Here is a 21,211-nt window from a genome sequence, read left to right as displayed (position 1 = left end):
ACGTACAATGGCGTCAGCACCACCGGGCCGTGACGGCCCGGTGAGCAGTTTGAAAAATCAACATGGGGATGATCGGTTTCGACTGGGGATGTCGAAGCAGGGGAAGCGAGCCGAGAAAGCGGCAATGATCTCGTAAACCATATGCCGAAAACAATAATCGCCACTTCTAAGCGCGATTCCTCCGCCTTCGCTCTCGCTGCCTAATTAGCAGCTAGCGAAGACTCCGCGGAGTGTCAGCCCGGGGCTGTTCCCGACCCGGATCCTGGCATCAGCTAGGGGACTAAACCACTGAGTCCGGCCACGGGGCTCGGTGGGAAACCAAACAGTGGCTGGGCCCGTCGGCGGCTTGTCCGCGTGACTGCCGGGGCCGAGAAAAGCACAGCGGACTGCGCTCGGAGAAGCCCTGATTCTGCACCACAGGACGCGGGTTCGATTCCCGCCATCTCCACTGACCCAACGGAAGGCGATGCCTGCCGCGCACTGCGCGGCAGGCATCGCCTTCCGTCGTTTCCGGGGGCCCGTCGCCTCGCCGCACGGCGCCGCGCCCGGCTGTGGCCCTGGCCGCGCAGGCGCGGGGCGGTACGTACGGCGGCGGCCGGCGGCTGACGGCCGGTACGTCAGGCCCGGCGCCGGGCCGTCCGCAGGGAGGCCGCCGCGACCAGCGCCGCGGTGGCCGCGGCGACCGCCGGTATCGCGTACGCGGGGACCGCACCCCGGTGCTCCGCGACCGACCCCGCGGCGAAGGAGCCCGCGGCGATGCCGCCCAGGAGGGCCGTGACGGCCAGCGTCATGCCCTCGTTGAGGCGGCCCGGCGGCACCCGGCGCTGGATCAGGGCCATGCCGTTGATCATCGTGGGCGCGGTGGCCATGCCCGCCAGCAGCAGCGCGGGGGCCAGCAGCCACAGGCCGCCGAGGGCCGCCGCGGGCAGCGGGCCGAGCATGAGAGCGGCCATCAGGGCGACGCTCGCGGCGAAGCGGCCCTCCGCGCCGCCACGGGGCCGGCGCAGCCCGTACAGCAGGCCCGCCGCGCACGAACCCGCCGCCTGGAGGGCGAGCACCGCCCCGGCGGCGCCACGGTGCCCCTGGGCGTCGGCGAAGGCGATCGTGGTGACCTCCAGGGCGCCGAAGACGGCCCCCGTCGCCAGGAACGTCAGCAGTACGGCCGGTACCGCGGCCCGCCCGGCCCCCGCCCCCGGTCCGGCGGCGGCCCGCGGCACCGGCGGCGGTTCGGTGCCGCGCTGCGCGGCGAAGATCAGGATGCCGCCGAAGAGCAGCAGCGCCCCCGTCAGCGTGCCGGCCTCGGGGAACAGCGAGGTGCACAGGAAGGCCGCGAGGACCGGGCCGAGCATGAAGCAGACCTCGTCCGCGGCTTGCTCGAAGGAGTTGGCGACGTGCCGGCCCCGCTCGTCGTCCCGGTACAGGTGCGCCCAGCGCGCCCGCGCCATGCCTCCGGTGTTCGGCGTCGTCGCGGTGGCGGCGTACGCGGCGAACAGGGTCCAGGCCGGGGCGTGCAGCCGTACGCACACCACCAGCGCGAGCGAGCCCAGCGCGGCGAGCCCCGCGGCCGGCACGGCCACCCGGGCCTGGCCGTGCCGGTCGGTCAGGCGCGCGGTCCAGGGGGCCACCACGGCCGTCGCGGCGAGTCCGGTGGCGGTGACCGCCCCGGCCAGCGCGTACGAGCCGTTGCCGGCCGCGATCATGACGACCGCGCTGACGCCGAACATCCCCATCGGGAGCCGGGCCAGGAGGTTCCCGGTGGTGAAGGCCCGGGTGCCGGGCAGGGCGAAGAGCCGCCGGTAGGGGGCGGTGAAGGCGGGCGCGGTCATGCGACCACCCTCCCGGCGCGCCCCCGGTGCGGTCCAACACCTGATCAGCGCCCATTGACGCGTTCCCGTTGTCAATCGCGGACGTGTTCAATGGGCGGATGCCGCACGCCATCGAACCGCGCCTGCTGAGGGCCTTCACCGCCGTCGCGGAGGAGCTGCACTTCACCCAGGCCGCCGCCCGCCTCCACGTCGCCCAGCAGGCGCTGAGCCGGGACGTCCGGCGCCTGGAGCGGGAACTGAGGGCCGAGCTGTTCGTGCGGACGACCCGCTCGGTGCGGCTGACCGCCGAGGGGGAGCGGCTGCTGCCGTACGCCCGGCGCGTGCTCGCCGCCCACGACGAACTGGCCGCCGCCTTCGCGCCCACCGGCCGTCCGCTGCTCGTCGACATCGGCGCGCCGGTCGGCACCGGCCACCGGGTGCTGGCCGCCGCCCGCGCCGCCGCGCCCGAACTCGAGCTCACCGCGCGCTTCCACAGCGGGCTCACCGGCGCCGCCGCCGGGATCCTCGCCGGCCGCCTGGACGTCTCCTTCGGCCGCGCGGCGGGCCTGGCCCCCGCCGTGCTGGACCGGCTGGAGCACCTGCCGGTCCGCTACGAGCGGATGGCGGTGCTGCTCCCCGCCGGCCACCGGCTGGCCCCGCTCGCCGAGGTGCCGCTCGACCGACTCGCCGGGGAGTCGCTCTACGCCGCCGCCGGGAACCCGGACACCGCCGAGTGGACGGACCTGGCCCAGCGCCTGTTCCGGGGCCGGGGCATCGCCGTCGCCGCGCCCTTCCCCGCCATCGACGGTCCGGAGGAGTTCGTCCGTCTGGTGCGCAAGCACCGCTGGCCCGTCCTGGCCAGCACCGAGTTCATCGACCTGCCCGGCTTCGTCCTGCGCCCGCTCACCGGCCCCGTACCGCTCGCCCCCGTCTCCATGGTGTGGCGGCGCGGACTGCGCCACCCCGCACTGGACGCCCTGCTCTGCGCCGCGCGCCGGCTCGCCGCGGAGGACGACTGGCTCACCGTGCCGGACGGCGCCTGGCTGCCGGAGCCGGACGCCCGCGTGATGGCGCCCCCGGCGCTCACACCGGGCCCGCGCACCGGGTGAGAGCAAGGTTGCGTGGCGGTCACCTCAGGCCATCGGGAGGAAACGCGCCGTTCCTACCGTCGTGGGCATCACCCGACGAGCGACATCAGGGCCTGGAGGCGTCATGACTGCCGCGAGCACCACCGCACGCAAGGGCGGCCGCTGGATCGAACGGTGGGACCCCGAGGACGAGGGGTCCTGGGAGAACGGCGGCCGGCGCGTCGCCCACCGGAACCTGCTCTTCTCCGTCCTGTCCGAGCACGTCGGCTTCTCCGTCTGGACGCTCTGGTCGGTCATGGTGCTCTTCATGGGCCCGGAGTACGGCATCGACCCCGCCGGGAAGTTCTTCCTGGTCGCCATGGCCACGGCGGTCGGCGCCCTGGTCCGCGTCCCGTACACCTTCGCCGTCGCGCGCTTCGGCGGCCGCAACTGGACCGTCGTCAGCGCGCTCATGCTGCTGCTGCCGACGATCGCCGCCGCCGTCGTCATGGAGCCCGGCACCTCCTACGGCACCTTCCTCGCCGTCGCCGCGCTGACCGGGGTCGGGGGCGGCAACTTCGCCTCCTCCATGACCAACATCAACTCCTTCTTCCCGCTCCGGAAGAAGGGCTGGGCCCTCGGCCTCAACGCGGGCGGCGGCAACATCGGCGTGCCGGTCGTCCAACTGGTCGGCCTGCTGGTCATCGGCACGGCAGGCGCCGGCCACCCCCGGCTGCTGCTGGCCGTCTACATCCCGCTCATCGTGGTCGCCGCCACGCTCGCGGCCCTGTACATGGACAACCTCGCGCCCGTGCGGAACGACACCGGCGCGGCCGCCCTGGCGGTGAAGGACGGCCACACCTGGATCATGTCCTTCCTCTACATCGGCACCTTCGGGTCGTTCATCGGCTACAGCTTCGCCTTCGGGCTCGTCCTGCAGAACCAGTTCGCCCGCACCCCGCTGCAGGCCGCGTCCGTCACCTTCGTCGGCCCGCTGCTCGGCTCGCTGGTCCGCCCGGTCGGCGGACGGCTCGCGGACCGCTTCGGCGGCGCGCGGATCACCCTGTGGAACTTCCTGGCGATGGCCGCCGCCACCGCCGTGATCGTCCTCGCCTCGGCGCAGAAGTCCCTGGCGCTGTTCTCCGGCGCCTTCGTCGCCCTGTTCATCCTGACCGGCCTCGGCAACGGCTCGACGTACAAGATGATCCCGGGCATCTACGCCGCCAAGGCCGCCGCCAAGGGCCTGACCGGCGAAGCCGCGGCCTCCTACGGACGCCGGCTGTCCGGCGCCGCGATGGGCCTGATCGGTGCCGTCGGCGCGCTCGGCGGCCTCGGCATCAACCTGGCCTTCCGGCAGTCCTTCCTCACCCGGGGCACCGGCACCCCGGCCTTCGTCACCTTCCTGGCCGTCTACGCGGTCTGCTTCGCGGTCACCTGGGCCGTATACCTGCGCAGGCCCGCACCGGCCCCCGCCCCGGCGGCCGGGCCCGGTGCCGGGGCCGAGCCGGAGGCGCGGCTGTCCTACGCGCAGGTGTAGCCCCGGCGAACTGCGTAACAACGGGGAAATGCCGGTGAACCCGGACCGTCACCGGGGCTTGGAACCATGCGCGCAACGGGGCGCACGACTCCGGGACCCGGGACGGTCCCGGCCTCCGTTGCACGTGTACCTCCGGCGGAGCGAGGCAGAGCCATGCAAGTGCGACACCCAGACGTCCTCCCCTTGGCGGGCTTCACGGTCGGCGTCACCGCGGCCCGCCGCGCCGACGAACTGTGCGCCCTGCTCGAACGGCGCGGCGCCGTCGTGATGCGGGCCCCCGCGCTGCGGATCGTCCCGCTGCCGGACGACACCGAACTGCTCGCCGCGACCAAGGGGTTGCTCGACCGCGGCCCCGACGTGGTGGTAGCCACCACCGCGATCGGCTTCCGCGGCTGGATCGAGGCCGCCGACGGCTGGGGGCTCGGCGAGCCCCTGCTGGAACGGCTGCGCCACGTCGAACTGCTCGCCCGCGGCCCCAAGGTGCGCGGCGCGATCCGCGCGGCCGGGCTCAGGGAGTCCTGGTCGCCGGCGTCCGAGTCGATGGCGGAGGTCCTCGACCGCCTGCTGGACGAGGGCGTCGACGGCCGGCGCGTCGCCGTCCAGCTGCACGGGGAACCGGTGCCCGGCTTCAGCGAGGCACTGCGCGCGGCCGGCGCGGAGGTCGTGGGCGTCCCCGTCTACCGCTGGATGCCGCCGGAGGACCTGGGCCCGGTCGACCGGCTCATCGACGCGGCCGTCGCCCGCGGACTGGACGCGGTCGCCTTCACCAGCGCCCCCGCGGCGGCCTCCCTGCTGGACCGGGCCGACCGCCGGGGCCTGCGCGGCGAACTCCTCGACGCCCTGCGCCACGACATCCTCCCGGCCTGCGTGGGCCCCGTCACGGCGCTGCCCCTGCAGGCCCACGAGGTGCCCACCGCCCAGCCCGAACGCTTCCGTCTCGGGCCGCTCGTCCAACTGCTCGCCGCAGAGCTCCCGGGGCGGGTGCGTCCCCTCCCCGTCGCCGGACGGCGCCTGGAGATCCGCGGCCACGCGGTCGTCGTCGACGGCGAGCTGCGCCCCGTCCCCCCGGCCGGGATGGCCCTGCTCCGCGCCCTCGCCCGGCGCCCCGGGTGGGTCGTCTCCCGGGCCGACCTGCTCCGGGTGCTGCCGGGGGCGGGGCGCGACGAGCACGCCGTCGAGACGGCGATGGCGCGGTTGCGGGCGGCGCTGGGGGTGCCGAAGCTCATCCAGACGGTGGTCAAGCGGGGGTACCGGCTTGCGCTGGATCCGGCGGCGGACGCCAAGTACGCCTCCGCGTGACCCGGGGTCGTGGGTGCGGCCGGTTGTTTGGGTGCGGGTTGTCTGCGCCTGCGGCGGGCGTCCACCCGCCCGCCCGCCCCCGGCCGAAGGCTGGGGGAGACGAGCGGCGGACCCGGGCGCCGAACGATGTGGACGTAAACCGCGAGCGCTGTGGGGGTCCCCCCGGCCGAAGGCTGGGGGAGTGCGCCGGGCCCCGACCCCAACCCAACAGAGCGCAGGCCCGCACTGACCGCGCCGGATGGGGGTCCCCCCCGGCCGAAGGCTGGGGGAGGGCGGGCGGCGGGGAAACCCCAAAGCGCAACCACAACGCACCCGCACGGGGCGACACGGGGTACCCCGGACGCTTCGGGAGGCACTTGCCGAGTGGGCGGGAAACGCCTGGTTGGCGTACGGTGACAGGCTGCCCCGTACGCCGGGGCGGCGCACGCGGCGCGTGACGTACGGAAGTGGAAGAAGGGGGTCCTGCGTGGCAGCGGTCCGGGACACGGAGATCGCAGTCGAGCAGACGCATCTGGACCGGGTGTACGACCGGCTCGAGGAGAAGATCCACGAGGCGGAGTTCCTCATGGACGACGCCGTCAAGCGCGGCCAGGTCGGCACGCCGGGCGCGCTGGCGGAGCGCGACGCCCAGGTGTTCCGGGCGGGGCTGCACCTGAACCGGCTGAACGCGGAGTTCGAGGACTTCCTCTTCGGCCGGATCGACCTGCTGCTGGGCAAGGACGGCAAGAAGGGCCCGGACGGTGCGTACACCTCCGTGGAGCCCGCCGATGATGCGGTCCGGCCCGACGGGACGGCGGAGGTCGCCGAGACCCTGCACATCGGCCGGCTGGGCGTGCTGGACGCGGACTACGCGCCGCTGGTGATCGACTGGCGGGCGCCCGCGGCGGCGCCGTTCTACCGGGCGACGCCGGTCGCGCCCGGCCGGGTCGTGCGGCGGCGCGTCATCCGCTCCAAGGGCCGCAAGGTGCTGGGCGTCGAGGACGACCTGCTGCGCCCGGAGCTGAGGACGGGGCTGCCGGTGGTGGGGGACGGCGCGCTGATGGCCGCGCTGGGCCAGGCGCGCAGCCACACGATGCGGGACATCGTCTCCAGCATCCAGGCCGAGCAGGACGTGGTGATCAGGGCCCCCGCAGCCTCCGTCACGGAGGTGACCGGCGGGCCCGGCACGGGGAAGACGGCCGTGGCCCTGCACCGGGCGGCGTACCTGCTGTACCAGGACCGGCGCCGGTACGCGGGCGGGATCCTGGTGGTCAGCCCGACGCCGCTGCTGGTGGCGTACACCGAGGGCGTGCTGCCCTCGCTGGGCGAGGAGGGTCAGGTCGCGATCCGCGCCGTGGGCTCGCTCGTGGACGGTGCCGAGGCGACCACGTACGACGATCCGGCGGTCGCCCGGATCAAGGGCTCGCTGCGGATGCTGAGGGTGCTGCGCAAGGCGGCCCGGGGCGTGCTGGAGCACGGGTCCGGGCAGGGCCGGTGCCCGGACCGGCTGCGGGTGGTGGCGTTCGGGCGGCGGCTGGAGCTGGACGCCGAGGAGCTGTCCGGGATCCGGCACGCCGTGCTGAGCGGCACGGCGCCGGTGAACCTGCTGCGGCCCCGGGCCCGGCGTCTGCTGCTGGACGCGCTGTGGCGCAAGGCCGGGCGCCGTTTCGAGGACCCGGAGCTGGCCGCCGAGGAGCGGCAGGGTTTCGACGAGGACGTCTCCACCGAGCAGGAGTTCGTGGACTTCCTGGCCGCCTGGTGGCCGGTGCTGACCCCGCGCGGGGTGCTGGCGGCGCTCTCCGACGAGAAGCGGCTGGGGCGCTGGGCCCGGCGGGTCCTGACGCCGCCCGAGGTGCGCCGGGTGGCGCGCTCGCTGCGCCGGCTGGACCCCGCGGGCAACGGGGCCCTGTCCGTGCACGACGTCGCGATGCTGGACGAGCTGGAGGCCTTGCTGGGCCCGCCGCCGAAGGTGCGCACCCGGGAGGCGGACCCGCTGGACCAGCTGACCGGTCTGGAGGAGGTCACCACCTTCGCCGACCGGATGGCGGCCGGGCGGCGCAGCCGGCAGGACCGGCTGGACGCGGAGCGCACGGAGTACGCGCACGTGATCGTCGACGAGGCGCAGGACCTCACCCCGATGCAGTGGCGGATGGTGGGCCGCCGGGGCCGTGCCGCGACCTGGACGGTGGTCGGCGACCCCGCGCAGAGTTCGTGGACCGACCCGGACGAGGCGGCCCTGGCCCGTGACGAGGCCCTGGGGACGCGTCCGCGCCGCCGTTTCACCCTCACCGTGAACTACCGCAACCCGGCCGAGATCGCGGACCTGGCGGCGAAGGTGCTGGCGCTGGCCATGCCGGGCAGCGAGTCGCCGCGCGCGGTGCGTTCGACGGGGCTGGTGCCCCGGTTCGCGGTGACCGCCGACGGCGGCCCCGGCGAGGCGGTGCGCGCGGAGGCGGAGCGGCTGCTGGGCGAGGTCGAGGGCACGGTGGGCGTGGTCGTGGCCATGGGCCGCCGTGAGGAGGCCCGGGGCTGGCTGGCGGGGCTGGGCGAGCGCGTCGTGGCGCTGGGCAGCCTGGAGGCCAAGGGGTTGGAGTACGACGCGACGCTGGTCGTCTCGCCCGCGGAGATCGCGGACGAGTCCCCGGCCGGGCTGCGGGTGCTGTACGTGGCGCTGACCCGGGCCACGCAGCGGCTGACGGTGCTCTCCGGCGCCCGCGACCTGCCGGACGACGCCGGCGTCCCGGACCTGCTGCGGGACTGAACCGTCCGCATGACGACGGCGGGGCGCCCCTCTGGGAGGGGCGCCCCGCCGGACGTCTGTGACACCGACCCGCCATGCTCGCCTCGCGGCAAGTGGGCGCTCGAAGCGCCTATGGTTGGGCCCGGGGGCTTGGATCGAGCCGGTGCCTCACCCAGGCTAACAAACGATCCGAGATTGTCATTCCGTCCGTGTGCGCCGTTCCGGTGGCGGGTGGGGGAACATTAAGCACACAAGCTTCCGTTGACCCCCCTCGCTACTCGACATTCTGTTGTAGGGCCCCCGGGTTTACGCGTACCCACCAGTAGGTGGCAGCATCGAGGGCGCACAACCAGCGACAGCGGAGGAACAGCGGCCATGGCAACGGCGCCGAGCGTCTCGTACTCAATCACGGTGCGGCTGGAGGTACCCGCGAGCGGATCCGCGGTCAGCCAGCTCACCACGGCCGTGGAAGCCTCCGGTGGTGCCGTCCACGGCCTCGACGTGACCGCTTCCGGCCACGAGAAGCTGCGGATCGACGTGACCATCGCGGCCACCTCGACGGCCCACGCGGACGAGATCGTCGCCAAGCTGGCGCAGATCGAGGGCGTCGCGATCGGCAAGGTCTCCGACCGCACGTTCCTGATGCACCTCGGCGGCAAGATCGAGATGGCGTCGAAGCACCCCATCCGCAACCGTGACGACCTCTCCATGGTCTACACCCCCGGTGTGGCCCGGGTCTGCATGGCGATCGCCAAGAACCCCGAGGACGCCCGCCGGCTGACCATCAAGCGCAACAGCGTCGCGGTGGTCACCGATGGCTCGGCCGTGCTGGGCCTGGGCAACATCGGGCCCAAGGCCGCGCTGCCGGTCATGGAGGGCAAGGCGGCCCTGTTCAAGCGCTTCGCGGGCATCGACGCCTGGCCGATCTGCCTGGACACCCAGGACACCGACGCGATCGTGGAGATCGTCAAGGCGATCGCCCCCGGCTTCGCCGGCATCAACCTGGAGGACATCTCGGCGCCCCGCTGCTTCGAGATCGAGGCCCGGCTGCGCGAGGCCCTGGACATCCCGGTCTTCCACGACGACCAGCACGGCACCGCCATCGTGGTGCTTGCGGCGCTGACCAACGCGCTGCGCGTGGTCGGCAAGCAGGTCGGCGACGTACGGGTCGTCATGTCGGGTGCGGGCGCCGCCGGCACGGCCATCCTCAAGCTGCTGCTCGCGGCGGGCGTCAAGCACGCCGTCGTGGCGGACATCCACGGCGTCGTGCACAGCGGCCGGGAGGACCTGGTCGCCGCCGGCCCCGGGACGGCGCTGCGCTGGATCGCCGACAACACCAACCCGGAGGAGATCACCGGGACCTTGAAGGAGGCCGTGCGCGGCGCGGACGTCTTCATCGGCGTCTCCGCCCCCAACGTCCTGGACGGCGAGGACGTCGCGGCCATGGCCGACGGCGCCATCGTCTTCGCCCTGGCCAACCCCGACCCCGAGGTGGACCCGGCGGTCGCCCGGGAGACCGCCTCGGTGGTCGCCACGGGCCGCAGCGACTTCCCGAACCAGATCAACAACGTGCTGGTCTTCCCGGGCGTCTTCCGCGGCCTGCTGGACGCCCAGAGCCGCACGGTGAACACCGAGATGATGCTCGCGGCGGCGACCGCCCTCGCGGACGTCGTCACCGAGGACGAGCTCAACCCGAACTACATCATCCCGAGCGTCTTCAACGACAAGGTCGCGGGCGCCGTCGCCGGCGCCGTCCGTGAGGCCGCCAAGTCGCAGGGCCTCACCGCGACGCCGTAACGACGGAGCGTCATCGAGCCGCACACGTCCCGCTTTTTGTGTGACTCTCCCGGGTGCCGGATTGGCGTTTCCCCCAGAAATAGGGGCAGGATGCGTACCTGGGCGGTGAGGGCCGCACCGCAGAAGCGCGATGAGCGTCTTCACAATGCGTCTTCCCCGACGGTCGACGTTGGGGGTTTCCATGCAAGGAGTACTTAGATGAACCGCAGTGAGCTGGTGGCCGCGCTGTCCGAGCGCGCCGAGGTGACCCGCAAGGACGCCGACGCCGTTCTGGCCGCGTTCGCCGAGGTCGTCGGCGAGATCGTCGCCAAGGGCGACGAGAAGGTCACCATCCCCGGCTTCCTCACCTTCGAGCGCAGCCACCGCGCCGCGCGCACCGCGCGCAACCCGCAGACCGGTGACCCGATCCAGATCCCGGCCGGCTACAGCGTGAAGGTCTCCGCGGGCTCGAAGCTCAAGGAAGCCGCCAAGGGCAAGTAGTTCCGCGCCTACCGCGACAACCGAAAGGGCGGCCTCCCCGCGGGGAGGCCGCCCTTCGTGTGTTCCGGACGGTGGGCCGGGCGCCGGGTCAGTCCGCGGCGGGCAGCTCGACCTTCGCGCCGAGCTTCTCCAGCTTGCCCATGAAGTTCTCGTAGCCGCGGTTGATCAGGTCGATGCCGTGCACCCGGGAGGTGCCCTGCGCCGCCAGGGCCGCGATGAGGTACGAGAAGCCGCCTCGCAGGTCGGGGATGACCAGGTCGGCGCCCTGCAGCCGGGTGGGGCCGCTGACGACCGCGGAGTGCAGGAAGTTGCGCTGGCCGAAGCGGCAGGGGGTGCCGCCCAGGCACTCGCGGTAGAGCTGGATGTGGGCGCCCATCTGGTTGAGCGCCGAGGTGAAGCCCAGCCGGGACTCGTACACCGTCTCGTGGACGATGGACAGGCCCGAGGCCTGCGTGAGGGCCACGACCAGGGGCTGCTGCCAGTCGGTCTGGAATCCGGGGTGGACGTCGGTCTCCAGGGCGATGGCGTTCAGCGGGCCGCCGGGGTGCCAGAAGCGGATGCCGTGGTCGTCGACCTCGAAGGCCCCGCCCACCTTGCGGAAGACGTTGAGGAAGGTCATCATCTCGCGCTGGCTGGCGCCGCGGACGTAGACGTTGCCCTCGGTGGCCAGGGCCGCGCAGGCCCAGGAGGCGGCCTCCAGGCGGTCCGGGAGGGCGCGGTGGTTGTAGCCGCCGAGCTTGTCCACGCCGGTGATGTGGATGGTGCGGTTGGTGCCCATCGTGATGATGGCGCCCATCTTCTGCAGGACGCAGATGAGGTCCTCGATCTCCGGCTCGATCGCGGCGTTGCTCAGCTCGGTGACGCCCTCGGCCAGGACGGCCGTCAGCAGCACCTGCTCGGTCGCGCCGACCGACGGGTACGGGAGCTCGATCTTGCAGCCGCGCAGCCGCTGCGGGGCCTCCAGGTACTGGCCCTCGGGGCGCTTCTCGATGACCGCGCCGAACTTGCGCAGCACGTCGAAGTGGAAGTCGATCGGCCGGCCGCCGATGTCGCAGCCGCCCAGGCCCGGGATGAAGGCGTGGCCGAGGCGGTGCAGCAGGGGGCCGCAGAACAGGATCGGGATCCGCGAGGAGCCCGCGTGCGCGTCGATGTCGGCGACGTTCGCGCTCTCCACCTTGGACGGGTCGAGCACCAGTTCCCCGGGCTCCTCACCGGCCTGCACCGTCACCCCGTGCAGCTGGAGCAGACCCCGCACCACGCGCACGTCGCGGATGTCGGGCACGTTGCGCAGCCGGCTGGGTTCGCTGCCCAGCAGCGCGGCCACCATCGCCTTGGGCACGAGGTTCTTCGCGCCGCGGACATGGATCTCCCCCTCGAGGGGGGTGCCGCCGTGGACGAGCAGTACGTCGTTAAGGCCGGTCATTGCTCTCGCGTTCCTGGAGACGGGCAGAAAGGAAGCTAGGTCCCCGCAGGCACCAAGGGGAAATGGTAATCGGCCTTCCGGCGCCGGGGAGAGGCCTGTGAGGTCCCACTCATGTAATGGCTTCGCTACAGCACCCTGTGCGGTCGCGCGCCTCCGGAGGGTCGCCGGCGGCGCGCCCGGTGCGCCGGGCCCGGTCCGGAAAGGGGGCCGTTGCCACCCCGCGCGGCGGCGGAATGCGGGATCATGTTGACCATGACCGAAGTGTCATCGCTCACCGGCAGACTGCTCGTCGCGACGCCCGCGCTCGCGGACCCGAACTTCGACCGGGCGGTGGTGCTCCTCCTCGACCACGACGAGGAGGGGTCCCTCGGCGTCGTCCTCAACCGCCCCACGCCCGTCGGGGTCGGCGACGTCCTGGAGACCTGGGCCGGTCTGGCGGGCGCGCCCCCGGTCGTCTTCCAGGGAGGGCCGGTCTCGCTGGACTCCGCGCTGGGCCTGGCCGTGGTGCCCGGGGAGCCGCGGGACGGCGAGGACGGGGAGCCGCTCGGCTGGCGCCGGGTGTACGGCGCGATCGGCCTGGTCGACCTGGAGGCGCCGCCGGAGCTCCTCGCGGCCGAGCTGGGCTCCCTGCGCATCTTCGCCGGGTACGCCGGATGGGGGCCCGGACAGCTGGAGGACGAGCTCGTCGAGGGCGCCTGGTACGTGGTGGAGTCCGAACCGGGGGACGTCTTCTCCCCGGACCCCGAGCAGCTGTGGCGCTCCGTGCTGCGCAGGCAGCGCAGCGAACTCGCGATGGTCGCGACGTATCCGGACGATCCGTCTCTGAATTAGGCTTGCGTGCCATGAGCACTCTCGAGCCCGAGCGCGGGGCGGGCACCGGCACCCTCGTCGAACCGACCCCGCAGGTGTCGAACGGCGATGGCGACCACGAGCGCTTCGCGCACTACGTTCAGAAGGACAAGATCATGGAGAGCGCGCTCTCCGGATCGCCGGTGGTCGCGCTCTGCGGCAAGGTCTGGGTGCCCGGCCGGGACCCCAAGAAGTACCCGGTCTGCCCGATGTGCAAGGAGATCTTCGAATCCATGCCCACCGGTGGCGGGGACAAGGACAAGGACAAGAGCGGCAAGTAGCGGCCGCCACGGCACCCGGCAGGTACGGCCGCGGCACGGCGGCCGTACCTCGCGCGTTCGGGGGGACATGGCGCAGGACGACGCCGTCACGGCGGACCGGGTCTTCGGGCTGTGCGAGCGGGGGCGCTTCGAGATGGCGCACTCGCTCGTCGACGACGCCTTCGTCGCCCGCAACGGCAGCTTCGGCTACCTCGTACGGGCCAGGGTCTTCGCGTACGAGCGACGGGCCGACCGGGCCCGGGAGGCCGTCGACTGGGCGCTGGCGCATGCGGAGCGCGGCGACCCCGACCCGCCGCTGCTGGCCGGGCTCGTCCTGCTGATGCTCGGCGACGCGCACGGCGCCCTCGGGCTCGGGAGGCGGGTCGTCGCCGCCGACCCCCGCGAATGGCGCGCCCAGGTGCTGGTCGCCGACTCCTGCCGGATGCTCTCCCGTGGCCCCGAGGCGCTCGCCGCCGCCCGGCGGGCCGTCCTGATCGCGCCCCGCGAGGCCGAGGCCCAGGTCGCGCTCGCACGGGCGCTGGACCTCTCCGTCCGCCCCGCCGCCCAGGCCGAACGCCGCACCGTCGTGGCCCGCGCCCTGGAGCTCGGTGCCGCGCCCGCGGACGTGGCGGGGCGGCGCCGGTGGCCGCGGCTCGTGCCCGTGCTGCTGGTGGCCGCGCTGGTGCTGTTCGCCGAACCGGAGGTGCTGGCCGGTGGGGTGGGCGTGCTGGCGGCGCTGGCGGGCGCGCTGTGGCTGCTGCAGGCCCGTCGTTCCGGCAGCACCGGCCTGGGGCGGCTGCAGACCGTACGTGCTTTGGCCCGCGCCGAGTTGAACGGGGACCGGGCCCGCGCCCGGACCGTGGCCCTGACCGTGGCGGCCCATCTGGCCGTGCTGCCGATCGCCGCCACCGGCCTGGCGGCGGCCGCCGCCGCCGACGGCACCCCGTGGCCGCTTCCGGCCGTCCTGGGCGTCGCCGCGGGCGCCGTGGTGGTGCTGCTGGGCGCCGCCCGCGCGGTGCGCTGGTGGTACGGCGACACCTTCCTGCAACGCGACCTGCTGCCCAGCCGGCACGTCGTCCTCCAGTTGACCGCCGTCGTCGCCCTCATCGGCACCGTCGTGGCCCTCTCCGTGGCGCAGGCGAGCTCCACGGCGCTGTGGTCAGCGGTGACCGTGAGCCACCTCCTGTGGTGCGTGGTCGGCGTGCTGATCCCCGTCCTCGCGCTGAACCGGGACCGCCGGGCCCGCGGCTGACGGCTCACCGCGTCCGGCCGGAGCGGGCCGGAAATCGGCGATTGGTCTATTCCAGTTGCCGCGGGCGCGGCAGGATGGGCGCCATGGACCTCATCCCGGCGCCCGTCGAGGCGCACCGGCACGCCGACGGCGGTCACCTCGACCTGGGCCCCGGCACCACCCTGGACGCCGGCCCCGGCACGGAAGGGACCGCGCACTGGCTGCGCGCCACGGTGGGCGCCGCCACCGGGCTCCCGCTGCCGCCGCCGCCCGCGGGCACGCCCGGCACGATCACGCTCCGCCTCGACCCCGACGTGACCGGGCGCCTCGGCGCGGAGGGCCACCGCCTGACGGTGTCCGCCGCGGACGGCGTCCGCATCGCCGGCGGGGGAGCGGCGGGGGTGTTCTGGGGCGCCCAGACCGTACGGCAGTTGCTCGGGGCCGACGCCTTCCGCCGTGCGCCGCTGCCGGGGCGCGACTGGCGCCTGCCGCACTGCACGGTCGAGGACGCCCCGCGGTTCGCGTGGCGCGGCGTACTGCTGGACGTGGCACGGCACTTCATGCCCAAGGACGTCGTCCTGCGCTACGTCGACCTGCTGGCCGCGCACAAGCTGAACGTGCTCCACCTGCACCTGACCGACGACCAGGGCTGGCGGGTGGAGATCCGCCGCCACCCGCGCCTGACCGAGGTCGGTGCCTGGCGCAGCCGGACCAAGGTGGGGCTGCGGGAGTCCCCGTTGTGGGACGAACGCCCGCACGGCGGTTACTACACGCAGGACGACCTCCGCGAGATCGTGGCGTACGCGGCCGGGCGGCACGTGACGATCGTGCCGGAGATCGACGTCCCCGGCCACTCGCAGGCCGCCATCGCCGCCTACCCCGAACTCGGCAACACCGACGTCGTCGACACCGGCGCCCTGCCGGTGCTGGCCAGTTGGGGCATCAACCCGAACGTGCTGGCGCCCACCGAGGCCACCGTGCGCTTCTACGAGGATGTGCTGGACGAGCTCCTGGAGGTCTTCCCCTCGGAGTTCGTCCACATCGGCGGCGACGAGTGCCCCAAGGACCAGTGGCGCGCCTCCGCCACCGTCCAGGCCCGCATCAAGGAGCTGGGGCTGCGCGACGAGGACGAGTTGCAGAGCTGGTTCGTCCGGCACTTCGACACCTGGCTGAGCGCGCGTGGCCGCCGGCTGATCGGCTGGGACGAGATCCTGGAGGGCGGACTGGCCGAGGGCGCCGCCGTCTCCTCCTGGCGCGGCTACGCGGGCGGGATCGCGGCGGCCCGGGCCGGGCACGACGTCGTGATGTGCCCGGAGAGCCAGGTCTACCTGGACTGGCGGCAGTCGGACGGCGAGGACGAGCCGGTGCCGATCGCGCACGTCCGCACCCTGGAGGACGTCTACCGCTTTGAGCCCGTCCCGGACGGCCTCACCGCCGAGGAGGCCGCCCACGTCATCGGCGCGCAGGCCAACATCTGGACGGAGACGATGGATTCGGTCCGCGCGGTGGACTACATGGCCTTCCCGAGGCTCGCCGCCTTCGCCGAGACGGTCTGGAGCCGGCTGCCCCGGCCCGCCGCCCGCGACCACGAGGGCTTCGCCGCGCGAATGACCACCCACTACGGGCGACTTGACGCACTGGGGGTCGAATACCGTCCGCCGGGCGGTCCGCTGCCGTGGCAGCGGCGTCCGGGCGTCATCGGACGCCCGATCGAGGGGCCGCCCCCGATCGTGTGAGGCCTGCCACAACCCGGGGCCGGTCGGCGCGGGAAATGGCAAGGTGGTCTGGCCAATCACGGCAAGGCGCATGAAGGAGGCCATTCCCGTCGCAACCTGGAGAAAGACGCAAACCGGACGGGGTGCCATCCGGAAGGCGGGTTCTCCTTTGCGACCCTCGCGTTGATCACCCCGGAAGATGTGCCAGAGTTGCCACGTCCGGGCTGTCAGCACGTACCGTACGGCTACCGCACCGCGGACAGCCGGGGAAGGGGCAGCTGCGTGAGCACGTACGCACGGCAGGCAGCGCGCAATGTGGCGTTGCCGACCTCGCTCGACGAGGCCGTGGCGGCCTTGGCCGCCACGCCCACAGCCGTGCCCGTCGCCGGAGGCACCGACCTCATGGCGGCCGTGAACTCCGGGCTGCTGCGCCCCGCGGGACTGGTCGGGCTCGGGCGGATCAGCGAGATCCGCGGCTGGCAGTACGCGGACGGCGCGGCGCTGCTCGGCGCCGGCCTCACCCACGCCCGCATGGGCCGCCCGGACTTCGCCGCGCTCATCCCCGCCCTGGCCGCCGCCGCCCGCGCCGCCGGGCCCCCGCAGATCCGCAACGCGGGCACGCTCGGCGGCAACATCGCCGGCGCCGCCCCCACCGGCGACTCGCTGCCCGTGCTGGCCGCCCTGGAGGCGTCCGTCCTCGTCGCCGGCCCGGACGGCAACCGCGAGCTGCCGGTCAGTCACCTGCTCACCGCCATGGACCCGCTGCGGCCGGGCGAGGTCCTGGCATACGTCCGGGTCCCGCTGCTGCACGCGCCGCAGACGTTCCTCAAGGCCACCGGTCGCACCGGACCCGGCCGCGCGATCGCGTCGGTCGCCGTCGTCCTCGACCCCGCCCGCCGGGGCGTACGCTGCGCGGTGGGAGCTGTCGCACCGGTGCCGCTGCGGCCGCTCGAGGCCGAACGCTGGGTAGCCGGGCTGATCGACTGGGACGGCGAGCGGACGCTGGCACCGGAGGCCCTCACGGCCTTCGGCGAGTACGTCGCCGCCGCCTGCATCCCCGACCCCCTGCCGGCCCCGGACGGCACCACGGCCCCCGAACTGCCCCCCGCGGCCGTCCAGCTGCGGCGTACGGTGGCCGCACTGGCCCGCCGCGCGCTGGGGAGGGCACTGGCATGAGTGACGACGTGTACGACGACAGGACACCGGACGGGCGCATGACCGACCAGCCGCAGGCGGGGTCACCCCTGCCGCACGGCGGGGGATTCACCCCTGGGCACGGGGTGTGGGAGCCCCTGCCCCACGGCGAGTACGACGCCGACCAGACCATGCAGGTGTCCTTCGCGGCGCAGCTGTCCATGACCGAGCCCGGAGCCGACCCGCTCGCCGCCCCGGGCCACGGCTACGCGCCCGAGCCGACCGGCGTGCCGATAACGGTCGCCCCCGCGGAGGGGCCCGGCGGCCCGGCCGCCGGTGAGGACGCGGCCACCACGTGGGCGATCCCCGTCGTGCGCGAGGACGCCACCGCCGACGACTCCGGCGAGTACTCGGTGGGCGCCTTCGTGCCGACCCCCGACCCGTCGCGGCCCTGGACCGCCCCCGCCGCCCCGCACGCGCCCCCGCCGGCGCGCCCCGGCGTCGCAGCGGACGGCGGCTGGGCGCTCCCCGCGGACGCCACCGGCCAGTGGACGCTGCCCCTCACCCCGGACGGCGCCTCCGGGGAGTCCGGTGAGTACGGCTTCCCGCCCGTGTCCGCCCCCGCGCCGGACGGCGCGGCCGAGGAGTTCCGGTCCGAGCCGGCCCCCGGCGAGGACACCGCGCACCCGCAGGAGCCCGCGTCGGACCACGGCGCGGACCTCGCCGCCGAAGAGCCCCCGGCGGCGGAGGAGGCGGCCGAGGAGCACGGCGACGGGCCCGGCGCCGACGCGCACAGCGAGCACCCGGTGGACTCCTACGTCCTCAACGTCAACGGCACCGACCGGCCGGTCACCGACGCCTGGCTCGGCGAGTCCCTGCTGTACGTGCTGCGCGAGCGCCTCGGCCTCGCCGGTGCCAAGGACGGCTGCGAGCAGGGCGAGTGCGGCGCGTGCTCGGTCAAGGTCGACGGCCGTCTCGTCGCCTCCTGCCTCGTGCCCGCCGCGACCGCCGCGGGCAGCGACATCCGCACCGTCGAGGGGCTGTCCGCCGCCGGCGGGCCCTCGGACGTCCAGCGCGCGCTGGCCGAGTGCGGGGCCGTGCAGTGCGGTTTCTGCATCCCCGGCATGGCGATGACCGTGCACGACCTGCTCGAGGGCAACCACAGCCCGACCGAGCTGGAGACCCGGCAGGCCATCAGCGGCAACCTCTGCCGCTGCTCCGGGTACCAGGGCGTCCTGGAGGCCGTGCGCCAGGTCGTGGCCGAGCGCGAGGAGACCGCGGCGACCGCCGCGGACGACACCGCGGGCGACCCGGCCGACGGCATCCGCGTCCCGCACCCGCGCCCCTCCTCCGGAGGCCCGGCGTGAGCACCCCGCACCTCCTGACCCGGCACCACCTCCCCCCTCGCGGCAGCGAAAGGTACGCGCGATGACGGGCCCCGACGCCGCGACGGCCACCCCGGCCGTGGGCACCCCCGCGACGGTCGCGACCGGCGCCGCCGAGCAGCAGTCCACACCGCAGGGCATCGGCGCGTCCCTGGCCGCCACCGACGGGATGGCCAAGGCCCAGGGGACGTACCCCTACGCCGCCGACCTGTGGGCCGAGGGCCTGCTGTGGGCGGCCGTGCTGCGCTCCCCGCACCCGCACGCCCGCATCCTGTCCATCGACACCTCCGAGGCCGTCGCACTGCCCGGAGTGCGGGCCGTGGTGACCCACGAGGACGTGCCCGGCGACGCGATGCACGGCCGGCGGGTCGCCGACCGTCCGGTCTTCGCCAAGGACACCGTCCGGCACCACGGCGAGGCCATCGCCGCCGTGGCCGCCGACCACCCCGACACCGCCCGGCTGGCCGCCGCGGCCATCCAGGTCGAGTACGAGGTCCTGGAGCCCGTCATCGACCCCGAGCGGGCGTTCTCGGCGCCCCCCCTGCACCCCGACGGCAATCTGATCCGGCACATCCCGCTGCAGTTCGGCGACCCGGACGCGGTCGGCGAGGTCGTCGTCGAGGGCCTGTACCGGGTCGGCCGCCAGGACCCGGCCCCGGTCGGCGCCGAGGCCGGACTCGCCGTGCCCCGCCCCGACGGCGGCGTGGAGCTGTACGTCGCCTCCACCGACCCGCACACCGACCGCGACCTGGCCGCCGCCTGCTTCGGCCTGGAGCAGGACCGCGTCAAGGTCGTCGTCACCGGCGTGCCCGGTGCGATGGGCGACCGCGAGGACTCCGGCGTGCAGATCCCGCTCGGGCTGCTGGCGCTGAAGACCGGCTGCCCGGTGAAGTTCGTGGCCACCCGCGAGGAGTCCTTCCTCAGCCACAGCCACCGGCACCCCACGCTGCTGCGCTACCGCCACCACGCGGACGCCGAGGGACGGCTGGTCAAGGTCGAGGCCCAGGTGCTGCTCGACGCCGGCGCGTACGCCGACACCTCCGCCGACGCCCTGGCCGCGGCCGTCGCCTTTGCCGCCGGCCCCTACGTCGTGCCGCACGTCTTCGTCGAGGGCTGGGCGGTGCGCACCAACAACCCGCCGTCGGGCCACGTCCGGGGCGAGGGCGCGATGCAGGTCTGCGCGGCCTACGAGGGCCAGATGGACAAGCTCGCCGCCAAACTCGGCCTGGACCCGGCCGAGATCCGCATGCGCAACGTCATGGCCACCGGCGACCTGCTGCCCACCGGCCAGACGGTCACCTGCCCGGCGCCCGTCGGCGAACTGCTCAAGGCCGTGCGCGACACCGACCTGCCGCCGCTGCCCATGGACGACGACGAGTCCGAATGGCTGCTCCCCGGCGGCCTGGAGGGCGCCGGCGAGCCGGGCGCGGTGCGCCGCGGCGTGGGCTACGCGCTCGGCATGGTCCACATGCTCGGCGCCGAGGGCACCGACGAGGTCTCCACCGCCACCGTGCGCGTCCACGACGGAGCCGCCACCGTCATCTGCGCCGCCGTCGACACCGGCCAGGGCTTCGCCACCCTCGCCCGGCAGATCGTGCAGGAGGTGCTCGGCGTCGAGGACGTCCGCGTCCTGCCGTCCGACACCGACCAGCCCCCGGCCGGCGCCGCCGCGCGCGGCCGTCACACCTGGGTCTCCGGCGGCGCCGTCGAACGCGCCGCCAAGATGGTGCGCACCCAGCTGCTGCAGCCGCTCGCCGGGAAGTTCGGCATGTCGCTGGAGCTGCTCTCCATCGCCGACGGCAAGATCACCTCGTACGACGGGGTGCTCTCCACCACCGTCGAGGAGGAGCTGGCCGGCAAGGAGCTGTGGGCCACCGCCCAGTGCCGCCCGCACCCCACCGAGGGGCTCGACGACACCGGCCAGGGCGACGCCTTCGTGGGCCTCGCCTTCTGCGCCGTGCGCGCCGTGGTCGACGTCGACATCGAACTCGGCGCGATCCGGGTCGTGGAGATGGCCGTCGCCCAGGACGTCGGCCGGATCCTCAACCCCGCGCAGCTGTCGGCGCGCATCGAGGCCGGGGTCACCCAGGGCGTCGGCATGGCCCTCATGGAGGACCTCCGCGCGCCGCGCGGCGTCATCAAGCGGCCCAGCCTGACCGGCTATTCGCTGCCCACGGCGCTCGACGCGCCCGCGATCCGCGTGGTCCGGCTCGTCGAGGAACGCGACGTGCTCGCTCCCTTCGGCGCCAAGGCCGCCAGCGCGGTCCCCGTCGTCGTCTCCCCGGCCGCCGTCGCCTCCGCCGTCCGCGCGGCCACCGGCCGTCCGGTCAGCCGGCTGCCCATCCGCCCCCAGCACGCGGTGGCCCGCCCCCAGGGCTGACGCCCCGCCAATCACGATCGAGGGCCCGGTCCATGCGGACCGGGCCCTTCATGGGGAGGCCGTGGCGGGACTCGAACCCACGTCACTCGATGTGCAGGCGTGCCCCGGCCACGCGCGAGAGGCTGGCCGC

At 74.2% G+C, this 21,211-nt stretch carries 15 protein-coding genes and 1 other RNA gene; 14 read left to right on the top strand and 2 right to left on the bottom strand.

All coding sequences use genetic code 11. The features are described from left to right. Positions 1–64: 64 nt before the first annotated feature. Positions 65–451: a transfer-messenger RNA gene (gene ssrA, locus PV410_RS35480) on the top strand. 166 nt (positions 452–617) lie between these two features. On the opposite strand, the gene PV410_RS35475 is transcribed toward ssrA, so the two are convergent. Then, positions 618–1,826: an MFS transporter gene (locus tag PV410_RS35475; protein ID WP_500330089.1), complete on the bottom strand. Its 1,209-nt coding sequence runs from the start codon at positions 1,824–1,826 to the stop codon at positions 618–620. Positions 1,827–1,924: 98 nt separating this feature from the next. Here PV410_RS35475 and PV410_RS35470 point away from each other — a divergent pair, with 98 nt between their 5' ends. The 6 genes from PV410_RS35470 (at position 1,925) to PV410_RS35445 (ending at position 10,704) form a co-directional block, all read left to right on the top strand. Continuing rightward, complete coding sequence (locus tag PV410_RS35470; protein WP_500330088.1) at positions 1,925–2,914, top strand: LysR family transcriptional regulator; 990 nt, start codon at positions 1,925–1,927, stop codon at positions 2,912–2,914. 103 nt (positions 2,915–3,017) lie between these two features. Continuing rightward, positions 3,018–4,409 (top strand): nitrate/nitrite transporter, encoded by a 1,392-nt coding sequence (locus PV410_RS35465; protein WP_500330086.1) that lies wholly within the window; start codon positions 3,018–3,020, stop codon positions 4,407–4,409. A gap of 153 nt (positions 4,410–4,562) precedes the next feature. Next, positions 4,563–5,708 (top strand): uroporphyrinogen-III synthase, encoded by a 1,146-nt coding sequence (locus PV410_RS35460; RefSeq protein ID WP_500330085.1) that lies wholly within the window; start codon positions 4,563–4,565, stop codon positions 5,706–5,708. A 466-nt stretch (positions 5,709–6,174) separates the two neighbouring features. Then, entirely contained in the window at positions 6,175–8,448 is a 2,274-nt protein-coding gene (locus PV410_RS35455) for a UvrD-helicase domain-containing protein (RefSeq protein WP_500330083.1), read from the top strand. 354 nt (positions 8,449–8,802) lie between these two features. Beyond that, complete coding sequence (locus tag PV410_RS35450; protein WP_500330082.1) at positions 8,803–10,224, top strand: NAD-dependent malic enzyme; 1,422 nt, start codon at positions 8,803–8,805, stop codon at positions 10,222–10,224. Positions 10,225–10,422: 198 nt separating this feature from the next. Then, positions 10,423–10,704, top strand: coding sequence for an HU family DNA-binding protein (locus tag PV410_RS35445; protein WP_018564081.1), 282 nt, complete (start codon positions 10,423–10,425; stop codon positions 10,702–10,704). An 88-nt stretch (positions 10,705–10,792) separates the two neighbouring features. Here PV410_RS35445 and murA read toward each other — a convergent pair whose 3' ends face one another. Further along, the gene (gene murA, locus PV410_RS35440; RefSeq protein ID WP_499512116.1) at positions 10,793–12,127 is read right to left on the bottom strand and encodes a UDP-N-acetylglucosamine 1-carboxyvinyltransferase; all 1,335 of its coding nucleotides are present in this window, start codon (positions 12,125–12,127) and stop codon (positions 10,793–10,795) included. 252 nt (positions 12,128–12,379) lie between these two features. Between murA and PV410_RS35435 the strand changes: the two genes are divergently transcribed. The 7 genes from PV410_RS35435 to PV410_RS35405 all read left to right on the top strand — a co-directional run bounded on the left by PV410_RS35435 (position 12,380) and on the right by PV410_RS35405 (position 21,081). Beyond that, complete coding sequence (locus PV410_RS35435) at positions 12,380–12,958, top strand: YqgE/AlgH family protein (RefSeq protein WP_499512115.1); 579 nt, start codon at positions 12,380–12,382, stop codon at positions 12,956–12,958. Between the two features lie 11 nt (positions 12,959–12,969). Beyond that, a complete protein-coding gene (locus PV410_RS35430; protein WP_499512114.1) occupies positions 12,970–13,257 on the top strand; it encodes a DUF3039 domain-containing protein in 288 nt (95 codons plus the stop codon). 67 nt (positions 13,258–13,324) lie between these two features. Next, positions 13,325–14,488 (top strand): hypothetical protein, encoded by a 1,164-nt coding sequence (locus PV410_RS35425; RefSeq protein WP_500330080.1) that lies wholly within the window; start codon positions 13,325–13,327, stop codon positions 14,486–14,488. 83 nt (positions 14,489–14,571) lie between these two features. Beyond that, the gene (locus tag PV410_RS35420) at positions 14,572–16,203 is read left to right on the top strand and encodes a beta-N-acetylhexosaminidase (protein WP_500330078.1); all 1,632 of its coding nucleotides are present in this window, start codon (positions 14,572–14,574) and stop codon (positions 16,201–16,203) included. Positions 16,204–16,464: 261 nt separating this feature from the next. Continuing rightward, a complete protein-coding gene (locus PV410_RS35415) occupies positions 16,465–17,358 on the top strand; it encodes an FAD binding domain-containing protein (RefSeq protein ID WP_499512111.1) in 894 nt (297 codons plus the stop codon). Continuing rightward, positions 17,355–18,683, top strand: a complete 1,329-nt coding sequence (locus PV410_RS35410) for a (2Fe-2S)-binding protein (protein WP_500330076.1) — start codon at positions 17,355–17,357, stop codon at positions 18,681–18,683. Before PV410_RS35415 ends, PV410_RS35410 begins: the two co-directional genes overlap by 4 nt. Before the next feature lie 61 nt (positions 18,684–18,744). Then, positions 18,745–21,081 (top strand): xanthine dehydrogenase family protein molybdopterin-binding subunit, encoded by a 2,337-nt coding sequence (locus PV410_RS35405; RefSeq protein ID WP_500330074.1) that lies wholly within the window; start codon positions 18,745–18,747, stop codon positions 21,079–21,081. Positions 21,082–21,211: the final 130 nt, after the last annotated feature.

The sequence above is a fragment of the Streptomyces sp. PA03-5A genome, from assembly GCF_033792725.1.
Classification (GTDB): Bacteria; Actinomycetota; Actinomycetes; order Streptomycetales; family Streptomycetaceae; genus Actinacidiphila.
This window is presented reverse-complemented; position numbering and strand designations above follow the sequence as displayed.